Source organism: Herbivorax alkaliphila (genome assembly GCF_030848475.1).
Classification (GTDB): Bacteria; Bacillota; Clostridia; order Acetivibrionales; family Acetivibrionaceae; genus Herbivorax.
On the sequence record NZ_JAVDDS010000003.1, the window covers coordinates 1 to 15,793 of the forward strand.

General features: G+C 34.7%; 17 protein-coding genes and 3 pseudogenes. 1 reads left to right on the plus strand and 19 read right to left on the minus strand.

Annotated elements, in window-relative coordinates; translation table 11 throughout:
* Positions 1-284 precede the first annotated feature (284 nt).
* Positions 285-1,268 carry an alpha/beta hydrolase gene (locus tag RBH29_RS01365; RefSeq protein ID WP_306694595.1) on the plus strand — a complete coding sequence of 328 codons (984 nt, stop codon included), beginning with the start codon at positions 285-287 and terminating at the stop codon, positions 1,266-1,268.
* On the opposite strand, the gene flgN is transcribed toward RBH29_RS01365, so the two are convergent.
* The 19 genes and pseudogenes from flgN to flgL form a co-directional block, all read right to left on the minus strand.
* A complete protein-coding gene (flgN, locus tag RBH29_RS01370) occupies positions 1,249-1,737 on the minus strand; it encodes a flagellar export chaperone FlgN (protein WP_306694597.1) in 489 nt (162 codons plus the stop codon). The genes RBH29_RS01365 and flgN overlap by 20 nt on opposite strands.
* Positions 1,738-1,754: 17 nt before the next feature.
* Positions 1,755-2,153 carry a flagellar export chaperone FliS gene (fliS, locus tag RBH29_RS01375; protein ID WP_306694598.1) on the minus strand — a complete coding sequence of 133 codons (399 nt, stop codon included), beginning with the start codon at positions 2,151-2,153 and terminating at the stop codon, positions 1,755-1,757.
* Between the two features lie 33 nt (positions 2,154-2,186).
* A complete protein-coding gene (gene fliD / locus RBH29_RS01380; protein ID WP_306694600.1) occupies positions 2,187-4,109 on the minus strand; it encodes a flagellar filament capping protein FliD in 1,923 nt (640 codons plus the stop codon).
* Positions 4,110-4,112: 3 nt separating this feature from the next.
* The gene (locus RBH29_RS01385) at positions 4,113-4,487 is read right to left on the minus strand and encodes a flagellar protein FlaG (RefSeq protein ID WP_306694601.1); all 375 of its coding nucleotides are present in this window, start codon (positions 4,485-4,487) and stop codon (positions 4,113-4,115) included.
* A 161-nt stretch (positions 4,488-4,648) separates the two neighbouring features.
* Positions 4,649-4,846, minus strand: a complete 198-nt coding sequence (locus tag RBH29_RS01390) for a YjfB family protein (protein WP_306694602.1) — start codon at positions 4,844-4,846, stop codon at positions 4,649-4,651.
* Positions 4,847-4,887: 41 nt separating this feature from the next.
* On the minus strand, positions 4,888-5,244 hold the full coding sequence (locus RBH29_RS01395; protein WP_306694603.1) for a hypothetical protein: 357 nt from the start codon (positions 5,242-5,244) through the stop codon (positions 4,888-4,890).
* Positions 5,245-5,833: 589 nt separating this feature from the next.
* The gene (locus RBH29_RS01400) at positions 5,834-6,793 is read right to left on the minus strand and encodes an Rpn family recombination-promoting nuclease/putative transposase (protein WP_306694604.1); all 960 of its coding nucleotides are present in this window, start codon (positions 6,791-6,793) and stop codon (positions 5,834-5,836) included.
* A 245-nt stretch (positions 6,794-7,038) separates the two neighbouring features.
* The gene (locus tag RBH29_RS01405) at positions 7,039-8,889 is read right to left on the minus strand and encodes a flagellin N-terminal helical domain-containing protein (protein WP_306694606.1); all 1,851 of its coding nucleotides are present in this window, start codon (positions 8,887-8,889) and stop codon (positions 7,039-7,041) included.
* 193 nt (positions 8,890-9,082) lie between these two features.
* Positions 9,083-9,298, minus strand: a pseudogene (csrA, locus tag RBH29_RS01410) (carbon storage regulator CsrA).
* Positions 9,249-9,631, minus strand: a pseudogene (gene fliW, locus RBH29_RS01415) (flagellar assembly protein FliW). Before fliW (RBH29_RS01415) ends, csrA (RBH29_RS01410) begins: the two co-directional pseudogenes overlap by 50 nt.
* Entirely contained in the window at positions 9,609-9,755 is a 147-nt protein-coding gene (locus tag RBH29_RS01420) for a hypothetical protein (RefSeq protein ID WP_306694607.1), read from the minus strand. Before RBH29_RS01420 ends, fliW (RBH29_RS01415) begins: the two are co-directional and overlap by 23 nt.
* Before the next feature lie 163 nt (positions 9,756-9,918).
* Positions 9,919-10,086: a hypothetical protein gene (locus tag RBH29_RS01425; protein WP_306694609.1), complete on the minus strand. Its 168-nt coding sequence runs from the start codon at positions 10,084-10,086 to the stop codon at positions 9,919-9,921.
* Between the two features lie 104 nt (positions 10,087-10,190).
* A pseudogene (locus RBH29_RS01430) lies at positions 10,191-10,514 on the minus strand (hypothetical protein); the annotation flags it as partial.
* A 109-nt stretch (positions 10,515-10,623) separates the two neighbouring features.
* On the minus strand, positions 10,624-10,830 hold the full coding sequence (locus tag RBH29_RS01435) for a hypothetical protein (protein WP_306694612.1): 207 nt from the start codon (positions 10,828-10,830) through the stop codon (positions 10,624-10,626).
* A gap of 691 nt (positions 10,831-11,521) precedes the next feature.
* Positions 11,522-13,360, minus strand: coding sequence for a flagellin N-terminal helical domain-containing protein (locus tag RBH29_RS01440; protein ID WP_306694615.1), 1,839 nt, complete (start codon positions 13,358-13,360; stop codon positions 11,522-11,524).
* A 192-nt stretch (positions 13,361-13,552) separates the two neighbouring features.
* On the minus strand, positions 13,553-13,768 hold the full coding sequence (gene csrA, locus RBH29_RS01445) for a carbon storage regulator CsrA (protein WP_306694618.1): 216 nt from the start codon (positions 13,766-13,768) through the stop codon (positions 13,553-13,555).
* Positions 13,719-14,219 (minus strand): flagellar assembly protein FliW, encoded by a 501-nt coding sequence (gene fliW, locus RBH29_RS01450; RefSeq protein WP_306694620.1) that lies wholly within the window; start codon positions 14,217-14,219, stop codon positions 13,719-13,721. The genes csrA (RBH29_RS01445) and fliW (RBH29_RS01450) overlap by 50 nt, the downstream gene beginning before the upstream one ends.
* Positions 14,220-14,232: 13 nt before the next feature.
* The gene (locus RBH29_RS01455) at positions 14,233-14,811 is read right to left on the minus strand and encodes a DUF6470 family protein (protein ID WP_306694622.1); all 579 of its coding nucleotides are present in this window, start codon (positions 14,809-14,811) and stop codon (positions 14,233-14,235) included.
* A gap of 71 nt (positions 14,812-14,882) precedes the next feature.
* Positions 14,883-15,791, minus strand: a complete 909-nt coding sequence (gene flgL, locus RBH29_RS01460; protein WP_306694624.1) for a flagellar hook-associated protein FlgL — start codon at positions 15,789-15,791, stop codon at positions 14,883-14,885.
* Positions 15,792-15,793 lie beyond the last annotated feature (2 nt).

A 15,793-nucleotide genomic window follows, 5' to 3' on the forward strand; every position in this document is an offset into this window, starting at 1 on the left:
ATATTTATAGTTTAGAGTAGTATTTTTACAAAGTCAAATTTGTAAAACTTTTTATGAATTTTATAAAAAATAAAATCAACTCTTTACTATTTGCGTAAAAGAAAATATAATTAAGTATATAGTATTTTTAACTTATATTTGGGGAATCAGTAATGGCTAAGAAATAATATCTAATTTTCATCGTCTAAAATCCTCTAAATCATCGGGATTTTGTCCTTGAGAATAGGTCGTTATTTCTAAGGCACTCATTAGCTTTTTAATAAATTACGACTGGAGATGTTTTTGTGAGAATTTCTGGCATAACTTATACACAAAGAAAACGTAGAATGCCAAAAAAATTTATTATCTCAGTAATATTAATATTATTGTTAGCCGCTTTGGTTATATCAGCTATTTCCGTATATACTGCATGGGATTTAACAAGACCTGAAAAGTTGGACTTACCTGTTTTTTCAGCAAACATTGTTCCTGAATACGACAGTGTATCCTTTAAAGATATAAACGATGAGCTTACTTTAAGGGGCTGGTTTTTTGATGCACCTGAAAGTAACAGCACAGTCATTCTAGCTCATGGCTACGGTCAAAACAGACTACCTTTTGGGGAAAATACCATTGAATTAATTAAAAGCTTTTTAAATGAAGGATATAACCTTTTGACTTTTGATTTTAGAAACTCTGGAGAGTCTGAAGGTAAAATAACATCTGTAGGCTACCTTGAAAAATATGATTTACTTGGTGCAATTGAATATGCTAAAAGAAGGGGTTCTGATGAAATAATACTTTTTGGGGTTTCTATGGGAGCCTCAACAAGTATTCTGGCCGCTGCTGAAAGCCAAGATGTAGATGCAGTGATAGCAGACAGTCCTTTTTCTGACCTTACCATGTACTTAAATGAAAACCTCAGCGTATGGAGCAACTTACCTTCTATACCCTTTGATAAAACCACTTTACTTGCTGTAAAACTTGTATCAGGTGTAGATACTAATGACGTAAGTCCAGTAGATGATATAGATAAAATTTCACCAAGACCTGTATTGCTGATTCACAGCACAGATGACGAAACAATACCTGCCAAACACAGTCGCCTGCTCAAAGATGCTTCAGATAGCACTGTAGAACTCTGGGAAACATCCGGTGCAAGTCATATTAAAACTTATGAAGAATATCCTTATGAATATATAAAAAGAATATTTGACTTTCTAAAAATTAATGAAGAAGAATCAGAAGAAGAATCAGAGGAAGCCTCAACTACTTCTTCTGATCAATAAAATATGACGATGCTCTCTTGTCTGAACCTTGGCTGTAAACATTATTGGCTTTTCTGCCTTGATTTATTTTTTTTATCTTTCCTCCCAAGCCACCAAGTATATCTTTTATTTTTTCGCTATTTTGTTTCTCAACTTCACCAATCTCTTGAAGTATTCCTTTTATTTCACCTGTCAACTTTTGAAGTTCTTCAGCCTCTTTTACATTTGAAGTCTCCAGATTATCCAAGCTTTCAATTTTAAACTCCTGCTTAATTTTTTTATAACAGGCTCTAAAATCTTCATCGTTTTTATTTATTTCTTCAATTTTCTTTTGCTTGTCATCTAGTAGCTTCTCAAGACCTTCCACACCTTCTTTTTCTATTAACTCAGCTTGAGCCTTAGTCAGATAAAGTATGTCTTTTACTTTCCTTTGCTTTTCCTTTGAAATCTCTGTAAGTCTTCTAAGGTACTTCTTAAGTTGATTATCCATTGTATAATTCTCTCCCATTAGCCGCTCTGGGCTTTTTTATTTTTGTTTTTAGCAATTTTTATAGCCTGAGACCAAGTATCTCTCAATTCTTTTACCATATTTAATACTTCTTCAACAATTGAAGCTTCCTTTTTCACATTGGCTTCTAAAAGCTGCCTGTGCATATAATCATATAAAAGCTCCAACTGCTGCGAAACCTCATAATTCATATCTAAAGTATTTTGAAACTCTGCAATTATTGCTTGAGCTTTTATTATTGCTGTATTAGCTTTCTCGATTTTTTTGTCGTTTAAAGCCATCTGTGCCTGCATTAAAAATTTAACAAGACCATTATATAACATAAGAGTTAATTCTTCACTGCTTGCTGTATAAACTGTGTTTTCCTTATATTGCCCATATGGGTTACTGTTCATCATTAAAGACCCCTCCAAATTCTCTTTGTAAAGATTTTATATTCCTAGTTGCTGCATAAGCCATTCAGATTGGCTCTGCATTTGGTTTAACATTTTTTCCATAGTAGCAAATCTTTGATAGTATGATTCCTCTCTTTGATGCATTCTATCAATCATTCTTTCAATTGTAGAGTCTTTTCGGTTTATTTCATTTTCTATTGTATTGTTAAACTCAGTTGTGTCTCCTACTATACCTGCTCTTTCAAGCAATTCCCCTTTTCTTCCATCCGACCCTCTGGTAATTCTTATATTTTGATCTAGTATGTTATGTATTCTTTGAGTTATTCCACTTTCATTATACCTTTCAATCATTTTTTCACCATCACCAGCAACATCATTTTCAGAATGTTGTGAGGTATTTGTAAATAAATTAACCACTTCATTGAAATTATTATTAAGAGCTTCTCTTAATTTTTCTTCATCAATGTTAAGTTTACCCCTTTCAAAATATGCACCAGTTGTTATTCCTACATCAAAAATACTTATAGAAGAACCTTCCACATTGTCAAATAACGCTCTTCTCATATCATTAACCATTCCAGACAATAACCTGTCATTATTCAACAATCCTGATTTGGCCTTTTCTTCCCATTTTTCAATCTCATCATCACTCATAGCTTCTCTTTGTTCTCTTGTAAGAGGTCTATAGTCCCTATCTCTTTTTTCATTTATTAAACCATTTGTTTCATCTAAAATGTCATTGTAGCTTTCAACAAAACCTTTAATATTATCAACTACAGCATCTACGTCATTGTTAATATCAATTGTTACCGGCTCTGTTGAAATTCCATTTAATGAAAATTGCACTCCATCAATTGTAAACTCATTACTGCTTCTTTTCATGTTTTCCACGCCATTTAATGTAAACTCCGCATCTGTTCCCTCACTATATGTCCCATCAACAATCCCCAATGATTTTAACAGTCCATTTTCATCACTTGTGTCTTCAAAGGTAATTGAAGATGCTGCACCTTCAACTGTAGATGTCAAATTAAATTTGTCATTTAAAGAATCATACTGCATCCTTACACCAGCATCACTATAATTTATCGCATTCATAACATCTCTTATATTTGCATCTTCATAACTCTTGCCCACATCTATAACTGTGTCATTTATTGTGAAAACAACATTTTCTTCTGGATTATCTATATCTAGGCTATTAATAAAATTATTTTTAATGCTGTCAAGTCCTGATATTAAGGATATTCTATTGCTGGTATTGTCTTCTGGTGCAAACCCCAATTTTTCAAGACCACCTGACGCATTGCCACCATCAGCCAACATTAAAGTACTTCCATTTAAAAGCACATCAAACTCTATTCTTCCTTCTTCGCTGGAAACTTCTATTTTCCCTGCCCCAAATGCATCTGCTAATGAAGCATTAATACCATCAACCATATCATTAATATCACTGTAATTTTCTAAATCAATAGTTTTTGTAACTCCATCTAAAGTGACATTAATAGATCTTTCACTTAATTCAAAATCATCTACAGCTTCACTTCCAATTATATTTCTGGTAATGTTTGAAGCACCCTCAATTTTAGCACCTGACGCCAATGCTTCAACCTCTATACTGTGTGTTCCGCTTTCTGCTGATGAATCTGCAACTGCTGTGGCTACTGCTTCATTACTTGAATTTATATCAAATGAACTAAAAGCAGATGGAGATCTGAAATTTGTTTCAGGTTTTAAAAGGTTAAAATATTCATCAGAAAACCCTCTAAGCTTATTTGTAATATCCCTATATGCATCTCTTTCCCACTCTAATAATTGTTTATCTTGCTCAACTCTGCCTACTTTCATTTTTTCAGCTCGCATCATTTGACTTATCATATGATCTGTATCAATTCCTGATGCAAGACCTGAAAATCTTAATTGATTGTTATCCATTCCTGTCATTCCATGTACTGGCATGATTTACCTCCTCTCATCTACTATTATGCCGGCTAATTCAAACATTTTTGCCACCATATCTAAAATTTTTTCAGATGGAATTTCTCTCACAACTTCATCTGTCTCTTGGTTAATAACTTTAACCATTATTTCTTTTGTTCCCTCATGTATGGAAAATTCCAATTGAGTTTTAGTTCCTACTATTGATTTGTTTGCTTTTTCAATGGCATCAATAAGTACATTCTCCGAAATATCTACATTCTTTTGATTAGGATTGCTTTTCTTTGTATCCGTGTTATTATTCTCTAGGTTGCTTTTTTTGGCACCAGTAACATCTCGTGTTGTATCCTGGCTGTTTTTTGATTGCATTGCAGTAGCATCCATGCTATCAATTTTCATAAATATCCCTCCGTGATTTTCTTCTCACTATTATTATCGGATTTTTATCTCACCTAGTTTACAATTAATTTCAGAACAGGGGAAGGATTTTCTTATATTTCATCATAGAAAAAAGGGGTAACCCCCTTACCTTAAGGCAAGAAAATCACCCTTTCTGATTTTTAAATGTTCACATCAATATTTTTACCTAAGCTTGGATTTACAGCCTGCTCCATCTGTTTTGTGTTTTGATTCAGCATCTGGGTCATATCCTGCATCTGCCTTTTTCCTGTGTCCATTGCCATTTTTAATACTGAAATTGAAGCCTGCTGCTTAATTTGTGATTGACTCAGCATAGTTGACATTGCTGCAACATCCATTTTATCAACTCCTTTACCCTATCCATTGTCCATAGCACTACCTAATCAGACAAAGATTTTTCAATTTCAGATTTCCAGTCTGAAAATGTTGGAAGCATTTCATTTGTAATACTCTCTTTTAAATTAGATTCAGTTTTATTTTCATAATTCTCCACAACTTTATTCATAGAGTCTTTAACTTTAGATGTAAGAGCGTCTATTTGACTTTCTGGAAGTTCTTCCTGCATTTTTTGCATTACCTTTTCAATACATGCAACCCCCTGCATGGTATCTTCTAAAACTAACAATGCTTCTTCATATCGCAGTTCTGAAAGTTGCTTTTGTACATGAGTGATTCCTTTCTCCATTGTTTCAAGTAGCGGAAATATCTGCTTTACAACCTCGGTATTCTTGTTCATCGACATTCAACCCCCTTTGTCTTTCCTGTATTATAGAAAGACCTGAACGGAAAATTTTAAATTTCTTTGTTTTTTTATTATATCGTCAAATTTCCTTAAATTCCTTATCACTTTTTCAAAAAGACAGAAAGACAGGGGGACAGACAGGGGGACGGTTCTCTTGTCTCATCCATATTCCTAATTAATTACAACATTTCTCGTGTCTGACTTCCAATCTACATGGACTCCTAATGCTTTTGCCATATATCTAGGTTATCTCTCATTATTTCCATAGATTGTTCTGAAAATCATTTACAAAAACATACGCTTATATTCTTATCAAAACGCCTTCCTATAAGGTTTTTAGACATCCTTTGTAATGGCAAATAAACTTTAACAGTTTTTGTTCAATAAGATTTTACGATATTTACCATTAATTGTCAATCAGGTGTATAAATAACGACATTTGCACAAGCCCAAAAAAATAAAAATGAGACAAGAGAATCACCTCCATGTCTCACATGTTTTATAATCTATTTTTAAAAAATTTGCTGTCACTAATCACCTTTGCAAAAAATAAATTTCCTGTTAAATCCTACGCTCTAAAAAATTAGCTTTGTAGTTCTTCTTTTATTTTTATTACTGTCTCTTTATCTAACTCTGTTATTTTTGCAATAAAGTCTACATCTGCACCCTCTTTTATTGCTTCCCTCGCTACCTTAAGTGCTTTTTTCCTTTCGCTTTCTTTTGCAATAGCTGGATTGTATAATGATGTTAACATAGTTTCAACCTCCTTCTCCACTTGTTTATATTCTCCATATTTATTATATATATAATCTGATATACTTTTTAGCACCAATAATATTCTCTCAAAATCACTTGATTTTATTTCTTCCTCCTCATATAACTCTGCTGACCTTTTTCCTACACTTTCAATTACTTTTATCAGTTTATTAAATTCAATTTTTATAAGCTGAGCTTTCTCTTCATGTGCTTTACTGCTGTTTGAAATATTCTCTATTGCCTTTCGTGTATTAAATACCTGAAATGGCAACAATGCATACATTTTCTTATTTATTAACTCCTCTTGAGTGTATTCCCAATACTTCATTGTTGGAAATTCATATTGTTCTATGCTTCCATCTGGCTTTCTTATTTTTAGCACTATCATGTCTTTTATGTTTTGATTTTCTTCTAAATATATCACTGACTGCTTTGGAAAATCCAGTACTATTTCTTCTCCTTCTTGGTTACATGTCAATTCCAATGCTTTTTCAAAACCATATCTAAACATCCTTATTGCCATCATTTTATCATTTTGTGTCTGAAATTCTATGTGGTAATTTACCGAGCGTTTTTCACTCTGAACTGTTATGAACATGTCTCCTTGAATCTTCTTTAAGTTATCTTGAAAAAACTCTCCATTACCATATTCTATTTTCACTTTTTTATAGTCATAATTTTCATCAAATAACCCATTTAATAAATTCACTGTGACCTTTTTTGATAACTTAAACATTACCTTCATCATCTGATCAAGTTTTATCTTTTCTTTCTTTTTGTTATTCATTTCAAACTCCCCCACTTGCTTATATTATACCATATTCAATTTATTCACTGCAAATTTTAAGTTTTACAGTGTTTTACGAGCCAACCTTTAGAATAGTTTTAAGCTTCTTGTTAAGCAAAAACTAAAACAAGGGAACTTGCCATTCCCTTCTCCGTCCTTCGAGTGATTTTTCTGTTTATTCAAGTACAAAAAGTGAGACAGGAGAACCGTCCCCCTGTCTCACTGTCTCACTTTTGAAATGGAATTTATCCTAGTAATTGAAGCACTCCTTGTGGTGCTTGGTTTGCCTGAGCAAGCATTGCTTGAGCAGCTTGTTGAAGTATGTTTTGTTTTGTAAATTCCATCATTTCTTGAGCCATGTCTACGTCTCTGATTCTGCTTTCAGCAGCTTGTAAGTTTTCTGCTGAATTATCAAGGTTAGAGATTGTATGCTCAAGTCTATTTTGGTATGCTCCTAAATCAGATCTTTGAGCTGATACTGTTTCTATTGCATCGTTTATTACACTTACAGCTGCAGTCGCTTTTTCATGATCTGATACGTCCAATGCATATTCTGTTCCTGTATTTGTTGTTCCGTCTGTTACTTCTTTTATATCTACATAGTTGGCTTCTGCTCCATTGTTAGCTGTAACAGTTCCACCAGTTTCAGTTCCAGTTATTCCTAGAGCATTTGATCTCATGTCATCTAACTCTATAGACATACTTTGAGCAGTATTAGCACCAATTTGAAGGTTAGCTGTGAAAGAACTGCTTCTTCCGCCATCTTCAACGGATACAGAACAGTTTCCATCTTCACCATTTTCAGCTGCTACAATATTAACCTGTGTTGCAGTGTCTTCATCAACTTCAACAGTGTAATTATCAGTGCTGTGTGAGTTTAGCTGACTAGCTACTGTTGTAGCCAATGCTTCCTCTACTGTTCCTCCACTTTCTGCTACTCCATATGCTTCACCAAGACTGATTCCTATAGCCGAACCTGTGTATGGACCATCAACTGGATTATAAAACTCAAACTGCTGACCGTCAACAGTGAATCCTGTACCTACCAGCTCATCAAGAGAATCTGCATCTGTATAACTAGCTAAATCAATATTGATTTCTGCTGCTGTATATTCTGTACTACCTACCTGTGCATCAACAGCACCGGCTAAAACATCTTGATCAGCTGTCTCTGCTATGTAACCTTGGTCACCGTAATATTCGCCGCCATCATCCTCACCTAATGCATATACTGCAAATTCATTATCAGCAACACCATTTATAACAGTGGTAAAACCAGTACCACCGCCAACAACATTAGTATGAGTAGCTGCATAATTGCCAGAAAGCACATCATTTTCTGCAATTATTTCATTTAATGCATTTGCAATTGCTTCTGTTGCATCTGCATCTTCTACTTCACCATTAAAATTTAAAGTTGCAGAATTTCCTGTTACACTGTCAGTGTCTAAAGCCATAGTATCATCATCTAGACTATCATCTTGAGAAAATGTAACGGTTATTTGTTCTCCCTGAATGGTCATTTGAAGTGTATCTCCATCACCTACATTAATGCAATCAGTACCACTAACATCAACAGTATCAATTTCAACCAATTGAGCTGCCTGAGTGTGGTCAGTCTCGCCACCTTCAGGACTGCTTTGTGTTATAAGTCCTGATGCCTCAAGTCTTGATACTCCTCCACCGTCTAACAATTTCTGTGTGTTAAACTCAGTGGTATTACCTATTCTGTTAATCTCAGAAGATAACTGATTTATTTCCTTCTGAATTTCCTCACGGTCTACACCAACATTGGTATCATTGGCTGATTGAACTGTCAACTCTCTCATTCTTTGAAGAATAGAATGAGTTTCATTTAAAGCACCTTCTGCAGTTTGAATCATGGAAATACCGTCTTGAGCATTTCTTGACGCTTGACTCAATCCTCTTATCTGACCTCTCATTTTCTCAGATATTGCAAGACCTGCTGCGTCATCCCCTGCTCTGTTGATTCTAAATCCTGAGGATAACTTTTCCATTGATTTTGAGCCTGCATTGTTTGTGATTCCCAATTGTCTGTGAGTGTTCATTGCCATTAGATTATTGTTGATACGCATATAAAATACCTCCTTGTTTTTTTAAGAATCAATCATCCTTGATTGATTCAGTTTTGGTTTATATATAACAAGTCTTCGGCCGCAAGGCTTATTACCAATAAAAGATTTTCTTATTTTATATATCGTTATAAAATGAATTTAACTTAATACTTTTATAGGAAAAAATGAATTGTATAAAAAAATCTAAGACCTGCTACTTTGGCAAGTTCTTTAAGTTTACCTTCTTTACATCTGCTGCCTTTTTATTTTCATCTTGAATTTCAAGATGAATTTCTTTTCTGTGAATAGAGACATTTTTTGGTGCATTGACGCCTATTCGCACCTAATCTCCCTGTACATCAACTATTGTGATTTCTATATCATCGCCTACCACTATAGACTGATTTTTCTTCCGTGTCGACACCAGCACCTGTTTTTACCTCCTGTCTTCCCAGTTCCCCTACAATATAGTGTCTCACGCAATATCTATCTGTGTCAAAAACAACCTGCATACCTTTATTGTTTTTTGTGTTGATAATTATAGGTGCTTTAGTGTTCATACTGATTTTTTCAACATCTTCTGTTACAATCACTATGGACATACCATTATTTCTTCCAGCTTTTCTATTTCAAGCTTTTCCACCGCTTCTAGGGGTATTTCTCCATCATAGTCAGCTACAATGGTCATTAGCTCCACCACTGCAAATGCCAAATTGGTATCGTCAATGCTCTGCATCCACCTAAAAGGAAAACATTCTTGCATAATACCCTTCTATATACATTTCTTCTCTCAATTCTACTGAAATATCATCCTTTTTAGATATTGCGTTCATCATTTTATTTACACTTTCCTCACTGAACTTACTGCTTAACATATCCTTAACCATCTTTACATTTTAACTTTCTCCAACGACATTTACATTCAAATACATATCAGTTTCAGCATCATCTAGACTGCTCTTAAATACATACCTAGCATATAAATACCTAGTGCAAAATTTCGTAAATTCATAAGCATACTTAATCCAACTTTTATGATTGTTTTGAGCATTAAAATATGCTCACATAATTACTGTGTCTTGCACTAGGCACTTCATACCCATTAACATGCACTGGTTGGTGTAATTCATATAACTTTTCAGCTTCTTGTCTTTCATGTGCTTTAACCCTCATAAACCATCTTGGGTCTTTTATATAGTTTTTTAATCTTAAAGCCATAGTAGCCACCTGTGCTCTCGTAGCTGTTTCTCCAAACCCAAATACTCTTAATCCATCTTCTGCCCAGCCAGAACCTTCTGTTAAGTAATTATCAAATGTAGCGTTTATATAATATCTTTAAATATTACTTCTATACTGTTATAAGGCTCTACATCTAATGCTTTACATGTATATTTAATCATTTTCTCACGTGTAATTGGTTGATTTGGATCTATCACCTCATCATCTTCTAATACTCCCTTTTCCCTACATGAATCAATGAATTTTTCATACCACTCCCCATAATCTTCCTTCGATTCTACTTCATCATCAATTAGTCTACTTATTGTGGTTAGGTATTCTGCGTAAGTAATTTGAGTATTTGGCGAGTATTTACTATCACTAACACCCACTACTAATCCGTAAACTCCAGCCTCCATTACATCATTATAAAACCACCACCTTCTTTAACATCATCAAAACTTGTATTTTTTGTCTCTACTTGACCCTTAATATTATCACCGTATAAGCTAACTGCGTCACTTTCTTCATCTAACCTTACCTCTTTTCTTTCTTTAGCAGCTTTTTTATTAGCTTCGTCAATCTCTCCGCACCATATACCTCAATTTTTATCTCCCCCACATCCTGTATAAATACCTCTACATCCTCCGTTGTAGCTTTTAATGATACTAGCTGCTCTAATATTATAATTCCAGTAAGGTCTGGAATTACCAATCTTTTAACTCTCATAAACTTTCTATCCATTTTTTTAGTTTTCCTTTATATTCTTTTTTTCATAAAAGAGTATATAATCCTTCGCCACCTCTATATTTAAAAAAGTCTCTTTAAAAAATTTATCATGTGGATTCTGCATCTTCATCTCATCACCTGCCTACTTCTATTATATCATGTAATCATTTATTGTAAGATAATATTTTTATTTCTATAAGGTTTTCAGACATCCTTTGTAAATGGCAAATAAATTTTAACAATTTTTATTCAATAATATTTTACGGCATTTACCATCAATTGTTAATAAAGTGGATAAAGCACTAAAAGAATCCGTATACACCCTAAAAACACAAAAATGAGACAAGAAAACTACCTCTATGTCTCACATGTTTTATAATCTGTTTTTCAAAAAATTTTCTGTCACTCATGACCTTTGCAAAAACTAAAATTCATGTTGAATTTTGCTCTCTAAAAAATTAGCTTTATAGTTCTTCTTTTAGCTTTATTACTGTCTCTTTATCCAACTCTGTTATTTTTGCAATAAAGTCTATATCTGCCCCCTCTTTTATCGCTTCCCTCGCTACCTTAAGTGCTTTTTTTCTTCTCCTCTTTCTTCTCCTATCTTTCTGTTTTCTTCTGTTTATTCAAGTGGAGAACCGTCCCCTGCTTGAATGGAAAAAGTGAGACAGGAGAACCGTCCCCCTGTCTCACTTTGGAATGGAATTTATCCTAGTAATTGAAGCACTCCTTGTGGTGCTTGGTTTGCCTGAGCAAGCATTGCTTGAGCAGCTTGTTGAAGTATGTTTTGTTTTGTAAATTCCATCATTTCATCAGCCATGTCTACGTCTCTAATTCTGCTTTCAGCAGCTTGTAAGTTTTCTGCTGAATTATCAAGGTTAGAGATTGTATGCTCAAGTCTATTTTGGTATGCTCCTAAATCAGATCTTTGAGCTGATACTGTTTCTATTGCATCGTTTATTACACTTACAGCTGCAGTCGCTTTTTCATGATCTGATACGTCTAATGCATATTCTGTTCCTGTATTTGTTGTTCCGTCTGTTACTTCTTTTATATCTACATAGTTGGCTTCTGCTCCATTGTTAGCTGTAACAGTTCCACCAGTTTCAGTTCCAGTTATTCCTAGAGCATTTGATCTCATGTCATCTAACTCTATAGACATACTTTGAGCAGTATTAGCACCAATTTGAAGGTTAGCTGTGAAAGAACTGCTTCTTCCGCCATCTTCAACGGATACAGAACAGTTTCCATCTTCACCATTTTCAGCTGCTAAAATATTAACCTGATGAGCATCAGTTTCATCAACTTCAACAGTGTAATTATCAGTGCTGTGTGAGTTTAACTGACTTGCTACTGTTGTAGCCAATGCGTCCTCTACTGTTCCCTCAGCTTCTGCTACTCCATATGCTTCACCAAGACTGATTCCTATAGCCGAACCTGTGTACGGACCATCAACTGGGTTATAAAACTCAAACTGCTGACCGTCAACAGTGAATCCTGTGCCTACCAGCTCATCAAGAGAATCTGCATCATCATAACTACTTAAATCAATATTGATTTCTGCTGCTGTATATTCTGTAGTACCTACCTGTGAATCAACAGCAGCATCTAAAACAGCTTGATCAGCTGTATCTGCTATGTAACCCTGGTCGCCATAGTATTCGCCACCATCATCCTCACCTAATGCATATACTGCAAATGCATCAGCACCAACAGTACTTATATCAGTGGTAAAACCAGTATCACCGCCAGTAACATCAGTATGAGTAGCTGCATAATTGCCAGAAAGCACATCATTTTCTTCAATTATTTCATTTAATGCATTTGCAATTGCCTCTGTTGCATCTCCTTCTCCTACATCACCATTAAAATTTAAAGTTGCAGAGTTTCCTGTTACACTGTCAGTGTCTAAAACCATTTCAGTATCAGTTACACTATCATCTTCAGAAAATGTAACGGTTATTTGTTCTCCCTGAATGGTCATTTCAAGTGTATCTCCATCACTTACCACAATATTATTACTATCAGTTTCAATATCAACCAATTGAGCTGCCTGTTCATGTGTGGTAATACCACCTTCAGGACTGCTTTGATCTATAAGTCCTGATGCCTCAAGTCTTGATACTCCTCCACCGTCTAACAATTTCTGTGTGTTAAACTCAGTGGTATTACCTATTCTGTTAATCTCAGAAGATAACTGATTTATTTCCTTCTGGATTTCCTCACGGTCTACACCAACATTGGTATCGTTGGCTGATTGAACTGTCAACTCTCTCATTCTTTGAAGAATAGAATGAGTTTCATTTAAAGCACCTTCTGCAGTTTGAATCATGGAAATACCGTCTTGAGCATTTCTTGACGCTTGACTCAATCCTCTTATCTGACCTCTCATTTTCTCAGATATTGCAAGACCTGCTGCGTCATCCCCTGCTCTGTTGATTCTAAATCCTGAGGATAACTTTTCCATTGATTTTGAGCCTGCATTGTTTGTAATTCCCAATTGTCTGTGAGTGTTCATTGCCATTAGATTATTGTTGATACGCATATAAAATACCTCCTTGTTTTTTAAGAATCAACCATCCTTGATTGATTCAGTTTTGGTTTATATATAACAAGCCTTCGGCCGCAAGGCTTATTACCAACAAAAGATTTTCTTATTTTATATATCGTTATAAAATGAATTTAACTTAATACTTTTATAGAAAAAAAATGAATTGTATAAAAAATCTAAGACCTGCTACTTTAGCAAGTCCTTTAAGTTTACCTTTTTTACATCTGCTGCCTTTTTATTTTCATCTTGAATTTCAAGATAAATTTCTTTTCTGTGAATAGAGACATTTTTTGGTGCATTGACGCCTATTCGCACCTGATCTCCCTGTACATCAACTATTGTAATTTCTATATCATCGCCTACCACTATAGACTGATTTTTCTTCCGTGTCAACACCAGCACCTGTTTTTACCTCCTGTCTTCCCAGTTCCTCTACAATATAGTGTCTCACACAATATCTATCTGTGTCAAGAACAACCTGCATACCTTTATTGTTTTTTGTATTGATAATTATAGGTGCTTTAAGGTTCATACTGATTTTTTCAACATCTTCTGTTACAACCACTATGGACAATACCATTATTTCTTCCGGCTTTTCTATTTCAAGCTTTTCCACCGCTTCTAGGGGTATTTCTCCATCATAATCAGCTACAATGGTCATTGGCTCCACCACTGCAAATGCCAAATTGGTATCGTCAATGCTCTGCATCCACCTAAAAGGAGAACCTTCCTCTCCATCATACAGCACAATAAAGCGCCTCTGATTTTCAAAGCCAGGTATTCCATCCTCAAAGCTTATTATTTTTTCTTCATCAACATCAATTTTTCCAAAATGTTTTGTGTTTAAAATCATTTTCCCCTCCAGCTTACACATATTGGCTTACATTGTTCCCGATATACTCTATATCCACCGAATAACTTTGCTGCATATAAATATTAACATTTCCTGATACATAGTTTGAATTAAGACTCTGAGGTACAAAATTTTTCTGTACACTGTTAAGAACAACATTTGAACCTCCCTCAAGTTCTCTTTTTAGTTTTCCTTCCTCAAGTGTTATCTCAGGCCCTGTCTTTGGAATGAAATCTATATTAAAATCTTTTTTGGTATAGGAAGCTCTTTTGGCAAATTCTACAATAGGATCACCACCTTTATGTATTGCAGCCAAACGATCTCCATCTGATGCTTTCCTTGCAATATATTCCATGACCTTTTGATAACTTATTTGTGCATTTTCTTTTGTAAGGTCTAGAGGCTTTTTCAACCCAGCACTTGCAAATGCCTCATACTGGTCTATCTTTACCTTTGGAGGCTCTGTTTTTATTTTCATTTTAGCATGGTTTTGCTTAAGCTCCAACCTTGCCATGTCGGTTTTAGTTTCAAGTCGTGCAGGTGTGGTTTCAATACCAAGTCTAGCATGTGTAGTATTAATGCTAATATCCATATATACCACCTCTAAAATTTACTAAAGCCTCAATGTTTAGCTTTAGCTAAACGGGTTCACTGCTCATTGTCCTACCTTAAAAAATCCATCAAAGACGGTTGTATTACTCTAGCACCACCTGCTAGAGAAGCATTATACACATTTTCTTCACTTTTCAGAAGCATAATATTTTCTGCCTGATCTATATCTTCATTTTCGCTCATAAGTTTTGTGAAGTTAAAAATATTTCCACTTAGTCTATTCTCAGTAAGCTCAAGTCTATTATACCTTGCACCCACATCAGCACGTACTCTTGAAAGATTGTCCATGTGATTGTCTATATCTCCAAGAAGTCCACTTATTGTCTCATGGTCACCTTCATTTAATGCAGTAATGAGTCTATCAAAATCCTCCATCACAACACTGGTATCTCCTTCTACTGCTTCTTCACCATGGTTAAAAACATCTCCACCTGTTAAATTGATATGTATGTCATCTCCTATACCCACTTCATATGTTATTTCCTGTGTATTGCTTACATCAATTGCAAAGCTGCCGTCTTCATCTAATAGATTCTGGTCAGTCTTGAATCCAGAAAAAACATACCTTCCTGAATATGTTGAATTTCCAAGCTTAATTAGCTGAGTCTTTAACTGCTTAACCTCTTCTTCTATTTTTTGAGTATCCTCTGGAGTTGTTGAACCATTTGCTGCCTGTACCGACAATTCCCTTGTCCTATGAAATATATCTGACATATCTCCTAATGCAGACTCTGTTATTTCCATCCAGGACATTGCATCCTTTACATTTCTGTCGTATTGCTCTAAGCGCGATACATCTGTTCGCAATTTTAAAGCTCTTGATGCAACAACAGGGTCATCTGAAGGAACGTTTATCTTTTTTCCAGTGGCAAGACGATCCTGTATTTTTTCCATTCTTCTAAGGTTTGTGCCTATATTGTTTACCATATTGTTTATAAGCATTTTGTTTGTTACTCTCATAT